The sequence below is a fragment of the Mucilaginibacter lappiensis genome, assembly GCF_900155965.1.
Lineage (GTDB): Bacteria > Bacteroidota > Bacteroidia > Sphingobacteriales > Sphingobacteriaceae > Mucilaginibacter > Mucilaginibacter lappiensis.
On record NZ_FTMG01000028.1, the window covers coordinates 19,119 to 39,512 of the forward strand.

The 20,394-nt window shown below is 43.6% G+C and carries 13 protein-coding genes; 4 read left to right on the top strand and 9 right to left on the bottom strand.

The annotated features are described in order from the left end of the window. Positions 1 to 75 precede the first annotated feature (75 nt). Complete coding sequence (locus BW976_RS28400; RefSeq protein WP_076379002.1) at positions 76 to 1,014, top strand: hypothetical protein; 939 nt, start codon at positions 76 to 78, stop codon at positions 1,012 to 1,014. 107 nt (positions 1,015 to 1,121) lie between these two features. Here the strand turns inward: BW976_RS28400 and BW976_RS28405 are convergent, their stop codons facing one another. The 7 genes from BW976_RS28405 to BW976_RS28430 form a co-directional block, all read right to left on the bottom strand. Further along, positions 1,122 to 1,919, bottom strand: coding sequence for a carboxylesterase family protein (locus BW976_RS28405; RefSeq protein ID WP_076379004.1), 798 nt, complete (start codon positions 1,917 to 1,919; stop codon positions 1,122 to 1,124). Between the two features lie 327 nt (positions 1,920 to 2,246). Then, positions 2,247 to 3,260, bottom strand: coding sequence for an IS4 family transposase (locus tag BW976_RS28410; RefSeq protein WP_139332459.1), 1,014 nt, complete (start codon positions 3,258 to 3,260; stop codon positions 2,247 to 2,249). 5 nt (positions 3,261 to 3,265) lie between these two features. Beyond that, positions 3,266 to 3,424 (bottom strand): DUF4372 domain-containing protein, encoded by a 159-nt coding sequence (locus tag BW976_RS30125; RefSeq protein WP_139332460.1) that lies wholly within the window; start codon positions 3,422 to 3,424, stop codon positions 3,266 to 3,268. A gap of 149 nt (positions 3,425 to 3,573) precedes the next feature. After that, entirely contained in the window at positions 3,574 to 4,926 is a 1,353-nt protein-coding gene (locus tag BW976_RS28415) for a glucoamylase family protein (RefSeq protein ID WP_076379006.1), read from the bottom strand. A gap of 101 nt (positions 4,927 to 5,027) precedes the next feature. Then, a complete protein-coding gene (locus BW976_RS28420) occupies positions 5,028 to 6,563 on the bottom strand; it encodes a RagB/SusD family nutrient uptake outer membrane protein (protein ID WP_076379008.1) in 1,536 nt (511 codons plus the stop codon). An 11-nt stretch (positions 6,564 to 6,574) separates the two neighbouring features. Beyond that, positions 6,575 to 9,574, bottom strand: a complete 3,000-nt coding sequence (locus BW976_RS28425) for a SusC/RagA family TonB-linked outer membrane protein (protein ID WP_076379010.1) — start codon at positions 9,572 to 9,574, stop codon at positions 6,575 to 6,577. 430 nt (positions 9,575 to 10,004) lie between these two features. Further along, complete coding sequence (locus BW976_RS28430; RefSeq protein ID WP_076379012.1) at positions 10,005 to 12,896, bottom strand: ligand-binding sensor domain-containing protein; 2,892 nt, start codon at positions 12,894 to 12,896, stop codon at positions 10,005 to 10,007. Between the two features lie 171 nt (positions 12,897 to 13,067). On the opposite strand from BW976_RS28430, the gene BW976_RS28435 reads away from it, so the two are divergent. Next, positions 13,068 to 13,280: a hypothetical protein gene (locus BW976_RS28435; protein WP_076379014.1), complete on the top strand. Its 213-nt coding sequence runs from the start codon at positions 13,068 to 13,070 to the stop codon at positions 13,278 to 13,280. An 85-nt stretch (positions 13,281 to 13,365) separates the two neighbouring features. Here the strand turns inward: BW976_RS28435 and trhO are convergent, their stop codons facing one another. Together trhO and BW976_RS28445 are read right to left on the bottom strand one after the other, a co-directional pair. Then, positions 13,366 to 14,325 carry an oxygen-dependent tRNA uridine(34) hydroxylase TrhO gene (gene trhO / locus BW976_RS28440; RefSeq protein WP_076379016.1) on the bottom strand — a complete coding sequence of 320 codons (960 nt, stop codon included), beginning with the start codon at positions 14,323 to 14,325 and terminating at the stop codon, positions 13,366 to 13,368. A gap of 164 nt (positions 14,326 to 14,489) precedes the next feature. Next, positions 14,490 to 16,970 (bottom strand): DUF5686 family protein, encoded by a 2,481-nt coding sequence (locus tag BW976_RS28445; protein ID WP_076379018.1) that lies wholly within the window; start codon positions 16,968 to 16,970, stop codon positions 14,490 to 14,492. A gap of 603 nt (positions 16,971 to 17,573) precedes the next feature. Here BW976_RS28445 and BW976_RS28450 point away from each other — a divergent pair. After that, complete coding sequence (locus BW976_RS28450) at positions 17,574 to 18,809, top strand: glycoside hydrolase family 76 protein (RefSeq protein WP_076379020.1); 1,236 nt, start codon at positions 17,574 to 17,576, stop codon at positions 18,807 to 18,809. A 166-nt stretch (positions 18,810 to 18,975) separates the two neighbouring features. Beyond that, positions 18,976 to 20,370, top strand: coding sequence for an IS4 family transposase (locus tag BW976_RS28455; protein ID WP_076379022.1), 1,395 nt, complete (start codon positions 18,976 to 18,978; stop codon positions 20,368 to 20,370). Positions 20,371 to 20,394 lie beyond the last annotated feature (24 nt).

A 20,394-nucleotide genomic window follows, 5' to 3' on the forward strand; every position in this document is an offset into this window, starting at 1 on the left:
TATTAGATGTGAGATATGAGATGGAGAAACATAAGGTGTCTCAAATCTCACATCTCACATCCCAAATCTAACCCTATGTTATTCGAAGAGTTTTTTAAGAAGAAAAAGATCGACCTGGTTGCTTTGCAAGCGGCTGAGGCTTCGCTGTTTTCTGAATTTAAAACTCACTTTGAACAAATGGGCGAAAAAAGTTTCGACCATACCAAAAAATATTGGTTCAATAAACTCAGGCGACAGTTCCCTGCCGCACCCGAAATAAAAACGGAAAAAGTAAGGATAGAGAACCCACTGGCCGAACAAACCATTACCGAAAGCCTCACAGAATCTATCGCGCCATCACCTAAGTTGGGTTTCGCGCCCAAGTTCAGGGCTGGCGGAGTTGCTAAACCTGCCGAAGAAAAGCAGGAAGCCAAACCAGAGGAAACTACACCTGCAGCAGAAGCTCCGGCCAAACCGGCGTTTAAGCCCCGCTTTAATCCCGGCATGGTAAAACCCAAGCCTGTTGAGGATATTGCAGAATCACAGGAAAAGTCCGAAGCAAAAGAAGAAAATAGTACGCCAGCAACCGCCGCTCCGAAACCCGCATTTAAGCCTCGTTTCAATGCTGCTATGATGAAGCCGAAACCAGCTGAAGAGCTTGCAGAATCGCAGGAAAGACAGGAAGCAAAAGAAGAAAATACGACTCCAAATGCTGAACAAGCTCCGACAAAACCAGCATTTAAGCCACGGTTTAACGCTGCCATGATGAAGCCCAGGCCTGCGGAAAATGAACCTGCGCCGGGAGAAAAATCAGAGGAGAAAGAAGAGCCATCGTCAGAGACCGATACACCCGCTCCCAAACTTGGATTTAAGCCACGCTTTAACCCCGGTATGGTAAAACCCAAACCTGCGGAAAATGAAGCGACACCGGAAGATAAAGCGAATACTTCACCACCTGCAGAAGTACCTGCTCCTAAGCTTGGGTTTAAGCCCCGGTTTAATGTGAAAACCCCGCCAAAGCCCGAGAACGAGTAAACTTTCTATTTGTCATCCTGAGCGCAGCGAAGGATCTATTTGCGGATTTGCATAGCGTATAATAGATGCTTCACTCCGTTCAGCATGACAAATAATAATATTGGTATTTATTTACTATGCGAAAACAACCAGCTAAACAGCTCCGGTTCTTTAAAGGCATAATCCCAGCTGTTATGGTCAACGCCAGGGTAAAGGGTAAATTTAGGATCGCCGCCAGCCTCTTTAATTGCCGCTACCATCACTTCGGAATGATCAGCCGGAACAACACTGTCCTTACTGCCATGGAAGATCCACAAGGGTACTTTTTTGGCGTATTTTTTGGCGTTCAAGCTGTTATCGCCGCCACAAATAGCAAAAGCTGCGGCAAATATCTTGGGCTCGCGACCAATAATTTCAAATGTACCCATGCCGCCCATACTCAGGCCGCCTACGTAAACATGGTGTTTATCCACAAAAGGTTTATCTAAAAACTGGTCGACCAAGCCCATCAGCAAACGCATGGCTGTAGTAGGCGGCTCATTTACCTGGAATACGAATTTGCGCTTTTGGGTAGCCGGATCGGTTTCCTGCTGCACGTTTGACCAGTAGCTGTTTGCCGGGCACTGCGGGAACACCACAATGGCTTCATATTTTTCCCGCACACTATCCTGCAACAGGCGTGATGGGCCATATTTTAACTGCGACTCATTATTGTTGCCGCGCTCGCCTGCACCGTGCAGCACAAATAGTAGCGGATATTTTTTGCTGGGGTCAAAGTGCTTAGGGAACAGTAAACGGTAAGGTAAAGTATCGCCTTTTACAGCAAAGCTACCGCGATCAAAAGATGATAAATTTTGTGAACGGGCCGAAAAAGAAAATGCTAAGAGTAAACTTAGCATTCCTATAATAAATTTTTTGTGGATCATGGGCTATGTTTAAGATCTGTTTATTCAATAGTTGTTAAACAAATTTAAAGCCTTTTGATCTACATTTTTTAATATTTTTTTGTGTCGGTAACAATGAACGTAAAAACCACTGCTTTTTATCAATGATGAACTATTATGCTGAGCAGGCGGCCAGTTCGTTAAAAAGTGGGTTTACATGGTTTACACAATTTATGGTTGATGTTTATTTATATAGTTTATAATCAATTAATTATATGAAAATATGCAAAAAAAGCGAGTTTATATGTAAACCCACTTTTTTTACTTTTTCTACTTGCGCTCGTTTGTAACCACAGGTGTTGGGAAGAGTTACCAGAAGGGGGTATGATGTCCGTTCGGAGGCGGTTTGTCAGGGTCTCCACCGTAAAGTCTTACAATAAACTTCATGAGTTCGGCCTCCATTTCCAGGGCAAACTGTTGTTTGGCAGACTTGCTGCTTTTGATCTGATTTAACTTTTGATAAGTTATGATCAACAGCGATAATATCATCCTGACATATAATACAGACTTGATACCATTGATACTTCTGGATAGTAAATGAGAAAAGTTAAGTTCCTGTTTAATGAACTTGAAAAACACTTCGATATCCCACCGTTTTTTATACAGTCCAGCAATCTCATGAGCTTGAAGATCAAAGATATTACTCAGGAAAGCAAGGGTTGTATTATCAGGTTTGAGCGCCTCGATATAGCGATAAGTATTCTTTGTCTTTTTGCCGTTCCTGTTATATAAGTAAACCTTACGGTCTGCTATCAATTGTAATCCGTTAGCTTGTGGATTGGCTTCGGGTAAGCTATTTTCTTCGATAACTACACTTCTCGGGTTAGGATTGACCCGGGTAATGAAACTGATATCCTGGTCGAAAAGCTGGTCATAAGCATCCCTTGACTGTAAGCCGGCATCGACAACAACAATACATTTATCCGATATAGGACAGCTCAGAATAGCCTGTTTCAAAGCCACGTTTTCGCTGTTAAACGTAGCTTCGTGATGAAAGGACACATATTCAGGTAGTTCTGAAAAACCGACGGTGAATTTAAGCTGCTTTACATGTTCCTGACTGCCTCCTGAACGGAATCCGATCTTGATTAGCTTAGAAGAAAGCGATATCAGGGTTGAATCAAAACGCAATAATTGATGCCGCTTATGACCTTTCGGAGGTAATTGTGCTGAAAAACGTTCGAGACAATCCGTGTATAAAGCTTCGAAAAAGGTTGCATCTGCGCGGCTTAGGCGTTCACTTATAGAACTATAGTGTATCTTTTGCGTTGTCGGTTTGTCAGATAGATGGCTGAATGCATAAGAGTTAAAAATATTCTCCATCACTCTCAGAGACTGTTCTGTTTTACCTCGAACTGACTGTAAAGCAATGATTTAAAAAGAAGAGACGCTGGCAGCTTCTTTACCTTGTGGTCGGTTTTATGATGGTCAACCAAAAAAGAAAGACGTTCCTCCGGAATCAACTTCAACAAGTCAGGTACTCGCATATACCCCTAAAGTTAAGGTTATCCTTTCGTCTTCCCAACACCTGTGGTTTGTAACGAGTGCTTAACATGGGTTGGCGTTTAAAACGCAAGAGCGATGCAATCGCTTCTCCACAATAAGCACTCGTTGCAAACGAGCGTAAAGGTATTTTTTACTTTTTAGCTATAGTCGGGCTCTCAAAACCTAGTTTGGTAAGACCTTTTTGTACTTCAGGGCAGCTCATGAACAATTTCCATAACAAGCCTGTACGGTAGTTTTCGATCATCACGATGATAGGTCCCTGGTCAATGGCCAGGTATGATTTGGCGTACCAGTTATGCGATTCGCTAAAGGCATCTACAAAACCATATTCGCCCCAGATCTTATCGCCCAGGTCATAATAAAAATGGCGCAGGGCTTTCATCGAGTATTCTGGTGTATATGGAAACGCCGACAGTGCCGCAGTAGGTGTGATCACCCCCAAATCGTTAGTAGGTGAGTGTGCGTTGTAGCCTTTAAAGTTATCGCTGGCGGTAAGTCCCCAGCAGTTTTCGCCGTAACCTTTAAACTTCTTAGGATTATCTACACAATAGGCGTGGTTGATCAATGTATGGTTTTTGTTTTGCTCCCAATAATCGGCGTACTGGTCTTTTAGCCCCTTGGGGTTTAAGCCCAGGAAGGAGTATTGCGAAAAGAAAAGCGGTCCGCCATAATCAAAGCCCAGAGGCAGCTTAAAGCCGTAAAATGTTCTGCCATTCTTAAAGAAATCACTCTGCGCCCAACCCCTGTGGTATACATCGGCGCTTACGGGATAACGCTCTGCCGAGGCGGCCAGTACATAGGTGATCAGGCACTCATTAAAGCCATGTATCGGGAAGTTCATGGCCCAGCCGTTGTTTGGGCTCCAGTGCCAGTACAGGGCGTCTCGGCCATCTTGGGTGTACCAGTTCCACTCCATTTCGCTCCACATCCAGCCAATTACATCGCGTATGCGTTGTTCTGCCGGCGTGTTGGCGGTAAAGTATTGCCGGGCACAAAGCAAACCCTGGAAAAGATATGCCGATTCTACAATATCGCCGCCGTCATCCTTGCGGCCAAAAGGAATGATCTTGCCGGTTTCGCCATTCATCCAATGCGGAAACGCGCCGTGGAAAGAGTTGGCTTTAAATAAAAAGTTAACAATTTTAACCATGCGCTCAACAGCCTGCTCATGGCTTATCCATTTACGGCTATCAGCCACGATGATTGACATGATACCGAAGCCCGATCCGCCGGTGGTTACTACCTCGTTGCCATAATCAAAAGAGGTATTGCTGCGTTCACGGGCCAGGCCGCTTACCGGGTGACCAAAATCCCAGAAATAACGAAATGTTTGGCGCTGTACCACATCCAGCAAGGCATTATCACTCAGGTTTTTGATAATGCCAACGGCTTTAATGGTATCGGTGTTGGCCGTTGCAGGTTTTTGTGCCAGGCAGTATAGGGCCAGGCATAATAAAAAGGGGGTTAACAGTATTTTTTTCATGTGGATAGTATATGCGGGTTTCTTTTTGCAAAGACGGAAGGATGGGTTAAAAAGGCTGCCTGCCAAATAACAGGCAGCCTATAAATAAACCAATCAACTAATTAATACCCTGTGTTTTGTTTTAATCTGCCGCCGCTCAGGTCAATTTGTGTTTGCGGAATAGGGAACAACGCGTATTTGGCGGCCCAGGTTTTCCCGTGCGCGGCAAATGCAGCAGCAGCACGACCTGGCATTACCGCATCCTGACGTACAATGTCAAAGAAACGGTCATGCTCTTCGGCCAGCTCCATGCGGCGCTCATGCCATATAGTTAATAACGAAGCGCCGGTTGATGGTAACCCGGCCCTGGTACGTACCAGGGTAAGATCGGTGGAGGCTTCGCCGGTTCTGCCTAATTGGAAAGCTGCTTCAGCATTGATTAGTAGTATATCAGCGTACCGTAAAATGCGCACTTGTTTTGGCAAACGGTCGGTATTGCCGCCGCAATTGTCTTCGGCCGTACGGCTATGATAGGCTTTATAGCTATAGGTGCTGTTTTGAACAGAATCCTGACTTGGTATGCGGAATCCATCCCATAACACGGTGCCATGAGCGTTTATGCTAATGACAGTGGCCGCTTTACGTACGTCGTTAGCTTCGTACTCGGCTAATAAACTTGCTGATGGGTTATTGAAGCCAAAGCCCAGATCGGCCCAGCCAAATTTGCCACCGGCTCGCGGACCTTGTGATACGCTATACAGGTTAATACCGGCAGAGCAATCTTTGTTGATGCCAGCCTGGATCTCAAATATCGATTCTGAATTGTTGTTACCGCCATCGCCATTTATCGCCCTCTGGCGCCATATCAATGAGTAATCCTTTACCAGAGAATACTTGCCGCCATCCATAACTGCTTTTGACAGGTCATAGGCCTTTTGGTAGTTTTTCATATACAGGTATACCTTGGCTTCTAATGATTGGGCCGCGCTTTTAGTGGCCCTGCCTACATCTGTCGCGCCCTTATCAGGCAGGTTGGCAGCAGCAAAATCCAGATCGCTTATAATAAACGCGTAAATAGCATCGGCAGTGGCGCGGGTTTGGTATTTATCCTGGTTGGCTTCACTGGCGAGGGGAACTTTATCCAACAGGGGTACACCGCCATACAAACGCACCAGGTTAAAATAGAAATAGGCCCTTAAAAATTTGGCTTCGCCGATCAGTGCATTTTTGGTGGCTGCATCAAACTGCGCGTTCTGCAATTTATCCAAAGCCTGGTTGGCGCGCGCTACACCCTGGTAATGACCTGTCCAAACGTTATTAACCACGCCATTTGTGGCGGATGTTTGCAGGTTATCAATTTGTTTGGCATCGCCATAATCATCGGGCGAGCTTCCTTTATCGGCATCATCAGAGGCTATATCGGTCATGATCACAAACTGAAAGCTGTCAATATCCGGATCAAAACCGCCTATATAAAACACATTGTAAATACCCGTTACCAGCGCTTTAGCGGCATTTGGGTCTTTGGCAATATCATCCTGTGTTATTTTACCTTGCGGGTTAACATCAAGGTAATGCTTACATGCGCTGAGGGTAGCGGTTAAAACCAGCATACAAACAGCTATAATGTTTAAATTTTTATTATATATCTTTTTCATAATGCTGCATATTAAAATTGAAGGTTCAAACCAAGAGCAAATGTGCGGGTTACCGGGTAGTTGGTATTATCTATACCTGCTGCGGTAATGCCGGTGTTAACATCATTATTAAATAATTCTGGCGACGAGCCGCTGTACCGTTTCAAAGTAAACAGGTTTTGCGAGGTCAGGAATATTCTTAGTTTAGAAATATTGGCTCTCTTTAACATAGCCGATGGCAGTGTATAACCTAACGTTAAATTGTTCAAACGCATGTATGCGCCAGACTCGATAAAATAGGTTGATGGCGGTGTTGAAGCGGTAATTACATTCGGGTTGGTATTTGACGGTTTAGCGGTTGTAAAGCGGCTATCGGCATAACTGGCCTCTATATTATCGTTTTCGCTGCCCCTGGAATTCTTTTTACCATTGTAGATCTTGTTACCCCAGTTACCTGTAAAATCGGCGCTCAGGTCAAAATGGGTGTAATTGATAGCAAAGTTAAAGCCGCCATAGTATTTAGGCTGATAGGAACCGGCATAAACACGGTCGTTTGCATCAATTTTACCATCATGGTTAATGTCGGCATATTTTAAACCGCCAACTTTATTAGCCTCAAAGGTATTAGTTGGTGCTGTAGCGGCTTCGGCCGCTGTCTGGAAAACGCCGGTGGCCTGCAGTACATAATAACTACCAATAGGCTGGCCATTGTCTGTACGCGTAACGGTGTTGGAGTTGATACCACCGTCGTATAATGCCTGACCACCATTTAAGCCAATCACATTGTTTTTATTATAGCTGATGTTTGCCCCAATGCTGTATGAAAGTTTGCTGTTGATCCTGTCGTTCCATTTTAAACCCAGCTCAATGCCTTTGTTGCTGTAGGAGGCTGCGTTGGTGATATAGGTATTGTCTGGGTCGCCAAGAATACCTGGGAGTGGTATTTTGGTTAGCGCGTCGGCTACTTTTTTATTGTAATAGTCAACCTCGCCACTTAAACGATTGTTGAGAATGGCAAAATCTAAACCGATATCAAACTGGGTTGTGGTTTCCCATTTCAGGTTCAGGTCTTTAATATCCTGTATCACACTACCCAGGTTTAAGGTGTTATTAAAATAATAAGGCAGGTTTGAAGTGGCTGTAACAATGTACAGCGCCTGGTCAATATTATCGTTACCTAACTTTCCGTAGCTGGCGCGTAGTTTCAACTGATCAAACAGGTGGTTATCTTTCATGAACGATTCTTCCGAAATTACCCAGCCACCACCAAAGGTGTAAAAGTTGCCCCAGTGCTGGTTAAATTTAGAGCTGCCATCACGACGAAATGAACCGCTTAACAGGTATTTACCTTCGAAGCCATAATTTACGCGACTCACAAATGATTGCCTGGTAAACAAGCCACCGCCGTTATCGTCTTTAGCATTTACATCAGGGTTACCCAGGCTCAGATACCATTGATCCTGGTTGGCTGGTACGTCCTGGCGGGAGCCGTTGAGAAAATTCGACTTGTTTTTTTCGGTAACGAAACCGCCTAAAACTGTTAAGTGATGTTTGCCGAATGTTTTGTCAAAAGTTACGGTGTTATCCCAGGTGTACTGGTAAGAGTCATCATTTTGAACAAACAGCACGCTGTTATTCTGGTATTGATTGCCGCCACCAACAGTAAAGGTGCTGTTATCTGCCAGGAATTGATATTGATAGTTTTTCTGGTTATTAAAACGAACATCGGTGTTAAATGCAGAATGGAAGGTAAGCGAGCTGATAGGTTTATAATCTAAGGCCACATTACCCTGCACACGGTTGTTGAGCGTAAAGTTGTTGGCTTTATCTAACTGCAGCAATGGGTTACCCACATTACCCCATGCCGAGGTATTACCGTACTTACCATCAACAATTGATGGGATGATGGGTGCTGCCCGGTAAATATTTCCATATATGCCATTAAGATTAACCGTTTGTTCGGCTCCGCGGCTCAAAGAAATCTGCTCGCTGAATTTGAGTTTTTTGGATATGTTTATTTCGTTATTAGCACGGATAGTAAAACGTTGGAATCCGTTGGTTTTAATAACGCCCTGGTCATCAAGGTAATTGGCGCTGATGAAATAAGTATTGGTTTCGCCGCCTCCTGCAACCGAAACGTTATGGTTGGTGGTAAATGCGGTACGCGAAACAACCTTTAGCCAATCGGTAGTGCCCGGAAATGTTACCGGGGCGTTTACATCGGCAGTAGGGTTTGCATCTTTCAGATAATCGGTGTATTGCGCACGGTTGGCTAATTGAAGCGGGTTAGCCACCTGCCTGAATCCTACAGTAGCATCGTAGCTTACGGTAGCCGGACCGCTTTTGCCTTTTTTGGTAGTGATGATAACCACACCATTTGCACCACGCACACCATATATGGCTGCCGATGCATCTTTTAACACATCAAGGCTTAATATATCATTGGTGTTGATGTTTCTGATATCGTCGGTTAATACCCCATCAACCACATAAAGCGGGTTTGCACCGGCAAGTACAGAGCCGGTACCGCGTATACGTAAAATAGGTGCCGAGTTTGGCTGCCCGGATGATAAAACCTGAACACCTGAAACTTTACCCTGCAAGGCCTGGGTTGCTGTTTGCACTGGTTGCTTGGCCAATAGATCGCCATTTACGCTGGCTACTGCACCGGTTACATCGCGTTTTTTCTGCGTGCCATAACCAATTACCACCACCTGTTGAAGCTCTTTGGATTCAGGCTGCAGTTTTACGGTTAACGTGCTTTGGTTATTAACGGACAACGACAGTGTGGTGTAACCAATGTAGGTAAAAACAAGTGTTGCAGCAGGAGGCGCTTGAATGGTAAAAGCGCCGTTAACGTCGGTTTGTGTGCCGGTGGTGGTACCCTTTACAGCCACACTTACACCAATTAAAGGCTCGCTGGTATTGGCGTCGGTAACTTTACCTTTTACCGGAGCATTTTGAGCGAATGAAGTGTTAACAAAAAAGAAGCAGAATAGCACCAACACAGAAATAGTAAGGTTTCTTTTCATAGTGGTTAATAGTAAGTAAGTGTTAGAAAATAATTGGTTTATTATTTGACAAAGCTGGGCAGATATTAAGCTTTTATCAAAAAAAATAACTCAACATTAATACATCAAACCAAAAACACTTGCTCAATGTTTTGATTTTTAATTTTTAATCATTTGATTATCAATTTATTGTGTATTAGATATGAAATGTGTATATACTACATGTTGTAACCTGTGCAGGTGAAGATGAATTGATGAGGTGAGAGGTAATGATGTAGTATTGGGGGGTAGTGAGCAAGCTGCGGTAAATTCCAAAGAGGGGACTGTGACCCTGAGCTCTGTCAAAGGGTAGAGCGCAGAGGCCCTGCCCATCATGCTTCGACAAGCAACATGACAGCCTTTTTGGACAAATGTCTAATGATAGGCTATTACCTTTAAGAGAGACGGCTGATCAAAGCTCTATTAAAAACTCCGTGAGGTTTTTATCATGCTCCAGGTTGAGCTTTTTACGCAGGCGGTAGCGGCGTATCTCCACACCGCGCAAGGAGATGTTAAGCAGCGAGGCCATTTCTTTGCTACTCATGTTCATACGCAGGTAAGCGCATAATTTCAGATCGTTTGGTACCAGATCGGGATGCCCTGATTTGAGTTTTTTGAAAAAGTTTTCATGTGCTTCGTTAAAGCTTTTTTCAAAGATGTTCCAGTCGCGCTCATCATTCATGCCCTCATCAATTACTTTCTGTATGCGTCGTAACTGGTCGTCGGCCAGTTTCTTGCCCGAGCTGTCTTTCAGGTGTGTTATTTCTTCGCTGATCTTTTGCAGCAGTTCATTTTTATAAACCAGGTTCATGGCCGAATTGGCCAGCTCCCGGCTTTTGCCGGCGAGGTCGGCCTGAAGCTGTTCATTTTTAATGTTGATGATATGCTGCTCGTTGGCAATGGCTTCCTGTTTTAAAAACTCCTCTTTTTCTTTTTGCAGTTTCTCCTGTATATACTGCTGATGGCGTTTGAGTTTCAGGCGGTAATAATATCTTATCAGGTAATAGGCCAAAACAAGCATCAGCACATAAAAAAGGATAGCCAGCTTACTCGCATACCAGGGTGGCAGCACGGTAAAAGTTAAGGTTGTTATAGCCGATACATTTTGATCATTGATCTTGGCCCGTACTTTAAAATGATAGGTACCCTGGTCAAGATTGGTAAACTCTTTCTGGCTTTGCGGTGCCCAGTCAGACCATTGGCGGGAGTATCCTTCCAGGTAGTATTGAAACTTAATTTTGGCCTGCTTATAATAAGGTAGCGAGTAGGCAATGCGGATATTGTTTTGCGCGTAAGGTATCTCAATAGTGTTATGTATACTGTTCATATCGCTGATCACGTAAACCTTGTCGGTTACGTTTTCAATGCGGCGTATCAGCACTGGCGGTATTTTTACTGGATTGGGCGAAAGGGCATCGCCATCATTTAATATCACAAAGCCATCATCGATACTGATGAGGTAAGTTAAATTGTTAATGCGGTTGATGGTTTCATAATGCTGTACCATTTGCCCGTTAAGTATCGTGAACCTGTTGGTATCGATACTGGTTTTGCCGGGTACCGAAAAATCGGCCAGGGCAACACGCCCCTGGTTAATGAACCAATACCGTTTACCCAGGGCCTTGATGATCTTACCGGAGGATGCAAAGGTGCCCAGTTTTTTATTAAGCTGGGTATATTTAAAAAATCGGTCGGTAATGTCGTCATAGATATAAAAGCCCGAGTCTGATGAAAAAACAACACGGTTGTCGAGGTCAAATACGTTCACGTTATAGCTGCCGGGCAGGCCGTACTGCTTGTCGTAATATATGGTAGAGGTTACTTTTTTAAGATCACTGCTCAGCGTGAGTTTATAAATGCCTTTGTAGGCATGGCTTACCCATATCTGCCCTTTGCTATCCTGCTCCACATAGCGTGAGGGTTCACCAAAACCTTCCACCTTATGGCTGAACACCCAGTTGCCCGCCGCGTCTTTTTTATAGATCACCAGACCGGTATAGGTACCCTGTACCAGCTTGTCCTGACCCAGTTTTTTGATGGTCCAGCCACCGGTTACGGTTGATATTTTGCTGATGGTGTTACTGTTTACCTGGTAAGTGCCATCATTATGACCGCAAAGCAGTCGCCCATCCTGTAACGACAGATCCCATACCTGCCCCTGCGATCCCGGTATCAGCTTAAAATCAAATGATTGAAAAAGTTGGTTATTATCTGCAATCCAATCGCTGTAAAAAAGTCCCTGGTTGGTGCCCAGGTATATTTTTTTATCAAAAATGATGCTGGCATAAACTGTTCCGAACTTGCCGGTTTTATCAAAGTAAAAATACAGCGGCGAGTTTACCTCTATCCGGTCGATGCCATTATCCAGCCCAGCCCATAGGTTTTGTTCACTATCGGTATATAAACTTAAAACCGTATTGTTTTGTAACCCGCTCGATTTATTGATGTGCTGTACTACATGCCCGGCCGTATCTATTATCACAATGCCGTTGAGTATGGTGCCGTAAGCAAAATATTTACCCGGTATCACTGCCCCGTTATTAAGCTGATAGGTTTTTAAAAAGTCGTTTGCCTGGTTGGCCCAGGGGCTTATGCGTGTGCCATCATAAATAAACAGGCCGTTTTGCGCGGTACCGATGATATATTTATTACCCTGAAACGGGAGGATGGACAGTACGCCGCTGGTACCTAATATATTGCTGCCCTGCACGTACTCCAGGCGGTTGCCCTTTAACTCAAACAAACCCGCCGATACCTGCTCTACAAAAAAACGTTTACCAGCCTGAAATAAAAACAAATAAGGCTTGGGCGCTTTAACAACGCTGATACTGCCCTTTGCATAAATAAATATAGCACCGAATGATTGGAACAGCACCCTGTCGCCGTCGATGTATATTTTCCAGATCTCCTCGTTTATGGGGCGGTATTGTTTGGGTACCAGGCTAATGAGCGAGTTATATTTTAAGAAACCTTTATTGTCATCCTGCCAGTAGCCAAACTCGCCAAAGGCTCCGGTGTATATTTTGCCCTTGCCATCGGCTAAAACCGAGCGCACAATAAGACCATTAGGCATATGGTGCTGCTGCCAGTATTTTCCGTCGAAACTTAACAGGCCTTCGGCATTGCCAAAGTACATGATGCCCTGCTCGTCGCGCGTAACCGACCAGTTTTGATTACCCGACTGGTATATGTTTTTGGTGTAGTTTTGAACATAAGGCACACCTATGCTTTTGATATCAACCGCGCCGGAGTGAAAAATAACAGTGAAAAACAGGAGTAAACCAATCCAAATAGCTTTACGCATAGTGCTTTATAACAGATACCCAAATGTGATCAGTGGTACGAAAATACAGTTTGCCTGCCGGATAAAAAACAATAGCCGCTATATAATTGTATTATAACAAGCACAAAATAGCTATTGCAGATGCTAAGCTATTTTGTTAGCTTGCATTTAAACAACGATAAACTAACAAACATGAAGAAACTATTCACCATGCTAATGCTCGCCGTAATGAGCTTTGGCGCTCTTACCACCTACGCCTTACCACAAACCAAAAAAGATGGTACTGCCGATAAAAGGTACAAAGCAAATAAAGCAGACAAAACAAAATTAAAAAAAGACGGAACGCCAGATAAGCGTTATAAAGCTGCTAAACCAGCAGCAGCTCCGGCTAAGAAAAAAGCTTAAGCAAAAAAGAATCCCCGATGATGTTTTCACCGGGGATTCTTTTTTGATGGAGTTAGACTTACGAAGTTTTTATAAGTAGGCAAACTTATTCAGCCAGCTGTATCTTTTCTTTTTTCTGTGTATTTACAGGCTGCGGTACTTTTACATAATAACCGGTACCATCATATTCTCTTTTGCGGGGGTGATTTTGGCAGGCATCGCTGCAGCAACCCTCCATTTTGGTACCGCATTTATCACACTGTGTAAAATGCTCATTGCATTCCGGATTGGCGCAATTGATCATTTTGTGTGTTACCTCACCACAGTTGCGACAGGTAGATATGACCACCGGGTTAACGCTGTTTACATCGACAGAAAGGCGGTTGTCAAAAACATAACATTTACCTTCAAAATCTTCACCGCCGGCTTCTTTGCCATATTTAATGATACCGCCATGCAATTGGTAAACATCCTTAAAACCTTCGTGCAGCAACAGGGCCGATGCTTTTTCGCATTTGATGCCGCCGGTGCAATAGGTTAATATCTTTTTGTCCTTGTATTGAGCCAGCTGGTTAATCATCTCCGGGAAATCCCTGAAATTCTCGATATCCAGTGTTACCGCGTTTTTGAATTTTCCCAGCGAATGTTCGTAGTTGGAGCGTACGTCAAGTACCACCACATCATCGCGGTCCTTCATCGCCAGGAAATCTTTTGGCTCCAGGTGCTTGCCGGTTTGTTGCTGCGGATTGATCATATTAGGATCGCGCAGGCCCGAGTGTACAATCTCCGATTTATACCGCACGTGCATTTTTACAAACGAAGGAGCATCCACCTCATCAATCTTAAAATCGATACCGGCAAAACGCGCATCGGCGTGTACCGTATCCATATAAGTTTTACAAGCTTCGGCTGTGCCGGAAACGGTACCGTTAAGTCCCTCGGTTGCTACAATAATGCGACCAGTTAAGCCTAAACTTTTACAAAATTTTAAATGATCGGCAGCAAATTGCTCCGCATCGGCTATTGTTGAGTAACAATAGTATAGTAGTGTATTATATTGTGCCATAATCCATTGATACCGTTGCAAACGGTGTTAAATGAGGCGCAAAGATAAGAATTTGTTGAATAAGTTGATTAGGTGAGTGGTTGATTAAGTTAAGTGGTTGAATAGTTGAGTAGTTTATTGAGTTAATCAATGAAGCGATTTTTACCCAACCACTCACTAAACCATTATCTTATCCCATAAAATATCCTGAAGCCCTGTATATATTTCTGGTTGCCGGCGTAGGAGATACCATAATCAACCCGGAAAATGAGGCGTTGCACACCGATGTAAAACTCCCGGTAATTGGTATTGCCTTTGGTGGTAAGGAAATTGGCACCTATCAACTCTTCCAGTTTTAGTTTCCGCAGCAGGGGTATCCTGTTAAATATCGATCCGGCAAAATTATGCTGATAGTGTGCCTCCAGGAACGCGCCATTGGTGCTATAGGTATAAAAAGGTAAGAAATGGAAACTGCCCACATAAGTTGGGTCGAAGGTTAAACCCTGGTTGCCCAAAAAGTGATTATAATCCATATAATACAGCTTATCATTATTGAAAAAGCCACCTGCCGATATCTTGAACGACGAGAAACCGGTTAAACCTAAACGGATGTTGTTTTGCGAAATATCAACCGATGCAAAATCATAATCCACATCAGATCCGAACGCGTTTTTAATACCCTTACGGTAATTGACGGTTAGGGTAGGGTATTTTGAAGGTAGATTGAATTTACCGGTGGGCCGGGTTTCGTACTGCTGATCAAAAGTAATGATAGCCGATGCCGCGAAAACGAGGGCCTGGTTATCCGGAAATAATTCCGAATGATCATTTGGCGGCGTTCCCGGCGGAGCTAAAGGGTTATTGGAGGTAAATTCCCTATCCTTCACATCCTTAAACTTGCCGAAAGCGGTATTATATAACTGACTGCGGCTGGAATAGCTGAGGTTGCCATTGAGTAAAACACCATTCAATATTTCGCGCTGATAGCCAAACATGCCGTAGTGCGACCGGTAATATTTTACATAGTTGTTTTCGCTGAGCAGGGTACTCAGGGTATTAAAATATAACGATCGCGTGCCTACGTTATTCAAATCGAGCACGTCGCTGCCAAAACCGGCAAAAAATTTAGCATTGTGAAAAGGATCATTCCGGTACTCGCCATACATATTGGCGCTGAGTATTTTGTTGGAGAAGCCGTACCGTACATCGGGTGTTATACTGTACGCCCTGAGACTATCCAAAACGTGCGTATACGTTATTTTGGCATTGATACCAAAACCCTCAACCGTATTGTAATAAAACGTTTGGATGAAGGGAAATATGTACAGTGAGTCTTTTTCACTGCGGTTGCTGGCGTGATACCCAAATATGAGATAGCCCGGGTAATTGATATGATTTTTGTGGTGTTGCAGAGTATCCAGGTACTGGTCGGTTTTTTTAAGAGCGGCTATACTGTCCTTTTTCTGATAATCACGGGCCTCTTGTTTGGTTAAAGGAACCGGACGTGCCGAAGCCCAGTAATCCTCTTTTCTGGAATTGGCCGTTGTATCAACCTTTAATATTTCGCCTGTGAAAAATCTATCCGGGAAAGTGGGATTAATTTTATAGTTGTTGTAAATGGTATTATAATAACCGCCAAATCTAAATCCCAATACCTTGCCCTTAAAGTTAAATTGTACCGAAGCCGGCATCCATACACTGTCGGTAACGGCAATGTATTGTTGTTTTATTTGCAGGGTATCAATCAGGTTAATGTTACTCATCTTGTTGGTCACGTACAAATCGGCAGCGTATATGCGCCAGTCGCCCTCCACAATATATAGATTACCTTCAAAGTACTGGCCATGCCCGCGACGGGGTATCACCTGTATTTTATCAATCGTTCTGCCATTCTCTATCGAAGTGCCCAGCAGTTTATACCGGTAAAAGATACCGGCGAATGCAGCTACCGGCGATACAAAGCCCCGGGTGCTTAGGCCATTAATAGCAAATACATTCTGATAAAAATTCACCTGGAGGTCGGCCGCTTTATTATAGCTGAACGCCGTATTGATACCCGAAGTTTTTTTAGCAATGGTGATCTCCCGTACTTTATTGGGTTTTTGAAAGCTGAGATCAGACAACGATTCCGACTGGTAAAGAATCCCCCTGCCATTAGAGTCGAGATCAAGGGTTTGCCTTACGGCGGGTGATAGCAATGATTTGGGTGCGCTTAGTAGTCTTTGTACACCTCTGATATAAACCGCGCAGGAGTAGGAGGTAGCTTCCTCAATATAATACTTCCGTTTTTTAATCACCTGTTTCATGATGGTATCGCCGGCGTCATGGTTTTTCTGATAAACAGATGCTACACGATTAGTGGCAAACACTTCATCCTGCATTTGTACATTCAGTTGCTCATCATGGTCGGCTATGGTTACACTTACAATTTTCTCATTATAACCAACCACCCGGTAAATGACACTATAAGTGCCAGGGTTTAGCTTAAATTGATAGGCCCCATCCTCATTGGAGGTTGTACCATAAGTGGAGTTTTTAATGTATACAGACGAGAAAGGGATCAGGTTATTTTGCTGATCGGTTATCCGTCCCGATAATAAATATTGCTGTGCCGAAGCATTTATAGCACATAATACGATAAAAATCAATAGTATGCAGTTTTTCATATTCTATAACTAATCAATACGTTTTAACTATAAAATGTTTTAAACTACGCTTAATAAATATTTAACAATAGAGAGCCGGATCTTCAATTCCCTCCCCACGGTGCGTATGGATGGTGTAGTGGTAGGGAGGGGTTTATACATGCGGCATAAACTGCAATGACGGAGAAATCCCTTCCTCCCTTTCCCGCAATGTCATTAAGTTAAGGGGAAACGCAAAAGCAATTCCGCAAAAGCCCCCTCTAAACGGCGAAGCCCTCATGTAATAATCTCCCCCGGAAGGGGAGACTTAGCTTCAATTTTTTAAAGTCCTCCCTACCGGGGAGGATTTAGGTGGGGATCCATGTGCTTAACTTAATGACATTGCCCTTTCCCGAGGGAAGGAATCGGACGGGGCCTGGGCAGGGCATACTCTCACACAGATACATATTGTTGCTTTGAATAAACCTATCATTGGTAACCCAGTACAACTTTTTTACGTATTAACCCAACCCTAATCTATAACAATCTGCCAATCTTTATGGGAGAATGCCAGATCATAAACCTCCTCTTTTTGCTAACCTGAACGAGCAAGTAAACCTACAATAACCATTTATTCACTACATTATGAAAAGAAGAATCATGAACCGTTATTTTAAACTTTATGAACAAGAAGTAAACTTATTCCTGTACCGCAGCAAACAGCTGGCTGTCATTTTAATCTTAGCAACCAGTAGCGTTTTCACCAGTTGTAAAAAAGAACAGGTGTCTGGTAAGAGCGCTGCTAACGCAAGCTCCACAATTACAAATGTTAGGCTGGCTGCGGCACCCTTCCCCGCCAAAAGTGAGGCATTAGTAGCTATGCAGGTTTACAATAATCATTTTTATAATCAATATGGCACTTATGGCCCCTCTTACAAAGCCTACTATTGGAAAGATGATGGCCATACCGGCCGCATGGATTTCTGGACGCAGCAGGAAGCCATTGAAACGCTGATAGATGCTTACAACCTAAATCCAAGTACCGATTTTTTGAACAAGATCCAATATTTGTACAATGGTGTTCGTGATGGATACGGTACCCTATGGTCAAATAATATCTATAATGATGATGTGGTTTGGGGATCGTTAATGTGTATAAGGGCTTATCACATCACTAATGATGGCGGTCAGCTCGACATGGCCAAAAACAACTTTAACATGATGTGGAACCGGGCCTGGGACACTTCGGTATTAGGCGGCGGATTGTGGTGGAATACCAATAACAACACCAAAAATACTTGTGTAAACGCACCTGCCGTTATCTGCGCTATGCTGCTATATCAGGCCACTGGCGATAGCTCCTATAAAACAAAAGCCAAGCTAATTATGGATTGGATGGTGGCGCGCCTGTATGATGCTAATACCGGCGAAGTTAAAGGCGCTATTATTCCTAACGGAACCATTACAGAGGGTGCACTTTCCTATACGCAGGGAACTTTTATTGGCGCATGCGATTTGCTGCGTTCCGAATATCCATCGGTTGATTACCTGGGGACAGGTAAAAAAGCGATGGACTACGCTATGTCCAGCTTATGCAGTTCGGCTGGTGGTATATTGAATGACGAAAACGGCAATGGAGATACACAGGGCATGAAAAGTATTTTTGCCAGCTGGGCCTGTCAATTTGTACAGCACACCGGAACCGCTGGTACTTACGGTGGATGGCTTGATCTCAATGCCGGGCAAGCCTGGTCTATTCGTAACTCCTCGGGACTCATGTGGAACATCTGGGGTACCCGAACTTCAGATACCCAGGTACTCAATGCGTTCCAGACCACCTGCGGTGTTTCGATGATGAACAACGCCTATCTGTATCATTAAAATTAAACTTGCTCGTTTGGTATAATAAGAAGTCCGGGCTAACAGTTCCGGACTTTTTTAGTTAGTATATATGCGATTCCTGGGTAACAGGTCCTGCTTTTCCAGTTCCCTCCCGTTGGGCTACTGTGTGTACACAATTGTGAGAAAAAAGGTAGAGTTTTGAGAGATGGATGAATTAGTGAATTCTAACCCGGATTTTGCGGGTTCATTTGGAGACAAGCGAATAGGAAAACGCGCCAGACAGGTATTAAGAAAGCTAACTATAGGGCGAAGTAGTAGTTTACGAGAAATTACAGAAGATGAATCAGAGCAGCGCAGCTTTTATCGTTTATTTAATAATGAGAGCTTTAGCGAATCGGGGATCATCAAAAGTATCACAGATCGTTGCAGCGCATTAAGTACAGGGAGACATTTATTATGTATACAAGATAGTACCGAATTTAACTTTTCGTCCAAACAAGGACGAGTAAAGCCGGAAAGTGGTTTGGGAACGACATCCAGGGATGATATACTGGGGTTTATGTTACATAGTAGTTTAGTGGTTGACGCAGATAGAAGTCATGCTTTGGGCTATTCATTTATTAAGACATGGGAACGCGCGTTGGAGGCTCCTGGGAAAAGAGAGCGGCATTATCAGCATCTACCCATCCATGAAAAGGAATCTTACAAATGGATAGAAGCTGCAAATCAGAGTAAGGATTTATTGCAACAGGCGAATACAATCACGATTGTTGCTGATCGTGAAAGTGATATTTATGATTTGTTTGGGGTAGCAGAAAAAGATAAAGTACATCTGCTTATCCGTTCCAATCATGACCGTCAGATAAGCGGGAAGTTAAAGTTAAGTACTTGCCTGAATGCATTGCCGGTGATGTATAAGTATAACCTGTCTATAAGGGGTGATACCAGAAAAAGCACCCCTAAACGTATTGCCGAAATAGGGCTAAAGTGGACAAAGGTTGAACTTTTAAAGCCGGTTTCATGCAGGGATCAGCACCAGCCCAACGTTCAGGACGTATATGTGGTGGAAGCCATTGAACAAAACAGACAACAAGGTATCCGCTGGCGAATATTAACCACATACGAAGTAACAAGTGCAGACCAGGCTTTGCAGATCATCGGTTGGTATAAAGAGCGATGGCATATTGAACAGATACATCGCTTATTGAAAACAGAGGGCTTTAAAATCGAAAGATCACAATTGGAGCAAGGATGGGCCATTCGTAAACTTACCTTGCTGGCGATGATGGCAAGCCTTAGAATATTGCAGATGATGCTTGCTTATTTAGATGATAATGAGCAATCTATAGACGAGGTATTTGATAAAAAAGAGCAAGACTGTTTACAAATGATCGGTAAAAAAATGGACGGGACAACCGAAAAGCTAAGAAATCCCGCAAAAGTAAACACCCTGAAATGGGCAACATGGATAATTGCCAGAATGGGTGGATGGAAAGGATATATCTCTCAAAGAAAACCAGGTCCTATTGTACTCCAAAAAGGACTGGCTAAATTCTATAATGTTTATGAAGGATGGCTGCTCTTTCAAGATTATAACTAAAAAGATGTGTACACACAGTAGCCC

Bases quoted from the DNA above. Each gene is read 5' to 3' on its own strand.
- BW976_RS28400 (WP_076379002.1), top strand. From the start codon at position 76: ATGTTATTCGAAGAGTTTTTTAAGAAGAAAAAGATCGACCTGGTTGCT.
- BW976_RS28405 (WP_076379004.1), bottom strand. From the start codon at position 1,919: ATGATCCACAAAAAATTTATTATAGGAATGCTAAGTTTACTCTTAGCA.
- BW976_RS28410 (WP_139332459.1), bottom strand. From the start codon at position 3,260: ATGGAGAATATTTTTAACTCTTATGCATTCAGCCATCTATCTGACAAA.
- BW976_RS30125 (WP_139332460.1), bottom strand. From the start codon at position 3,424: ATGCGAGTACCTGACTTGTTGAAGTTGATTCCGGAGGAACGTCTTTCT.
- BW976_RS28415 (WP_076379006.1), bottom strand. From the start codon at position 4,926: ATGAAAAAAATACTGTTAACCCCCTTTTTATTATGCCTGGCCCTATAC.
- BW976_RS28420 (WP_076379008.1), bottom strand. From the start codon at position 6,563: ATGAAAAAGATATATAATAAAAATTTAAACATTATAGCTGTTTGTATG.
- BW976_RS28425 (WP_076379010.1), bottom strand. From the start codon at position 9,574: ATGAAAAGAAACCTTACTATTTCTGTGTTGGTGCTATTCTGCTTCTTT.
- BW976_RS28430 (WP_076379012.1), bottom strand. From the start codon at position 12,896: ATGCGTAAAGCTATTTGGATTGGTTTACTCCTGTTTTTCACTGTTATT.
- BW976_RS28435 (WP_076379014.1), top strand. From the start codon at position 13,068: ATGAAGAAACTATTCACCATGCTAATGCTCGCCGTAATGAGCTTTGGC.
- trhO (WP_076379016.1), bottom strand. From the start codon at position 14,325: ATGGCACAATATAATACACTACTATACTATTGTTACTCAACAATAGCC.
- BW976_RS28445 (WP_076379018.1), bottom strand. From the start codon at position 16,970: ATGAAAAACTGCATACTATTGATTTTTATCGTATTATGTGCTATAAAT.
- BW976_RS28450 (WP_076379020.1), top strand. From the start codon at position 17,574: ATGAAAAGAAGAATCATGAACCGTTATTTTAAACTTTATGAACAAGAA.
- BW976_RS28455 (WP_076379022.1), top strand. From the start codon at position 18,976: ATGGATGAATTAGTGAATTCTAACCCGGATTTTGCGGGTTCATTTGGA.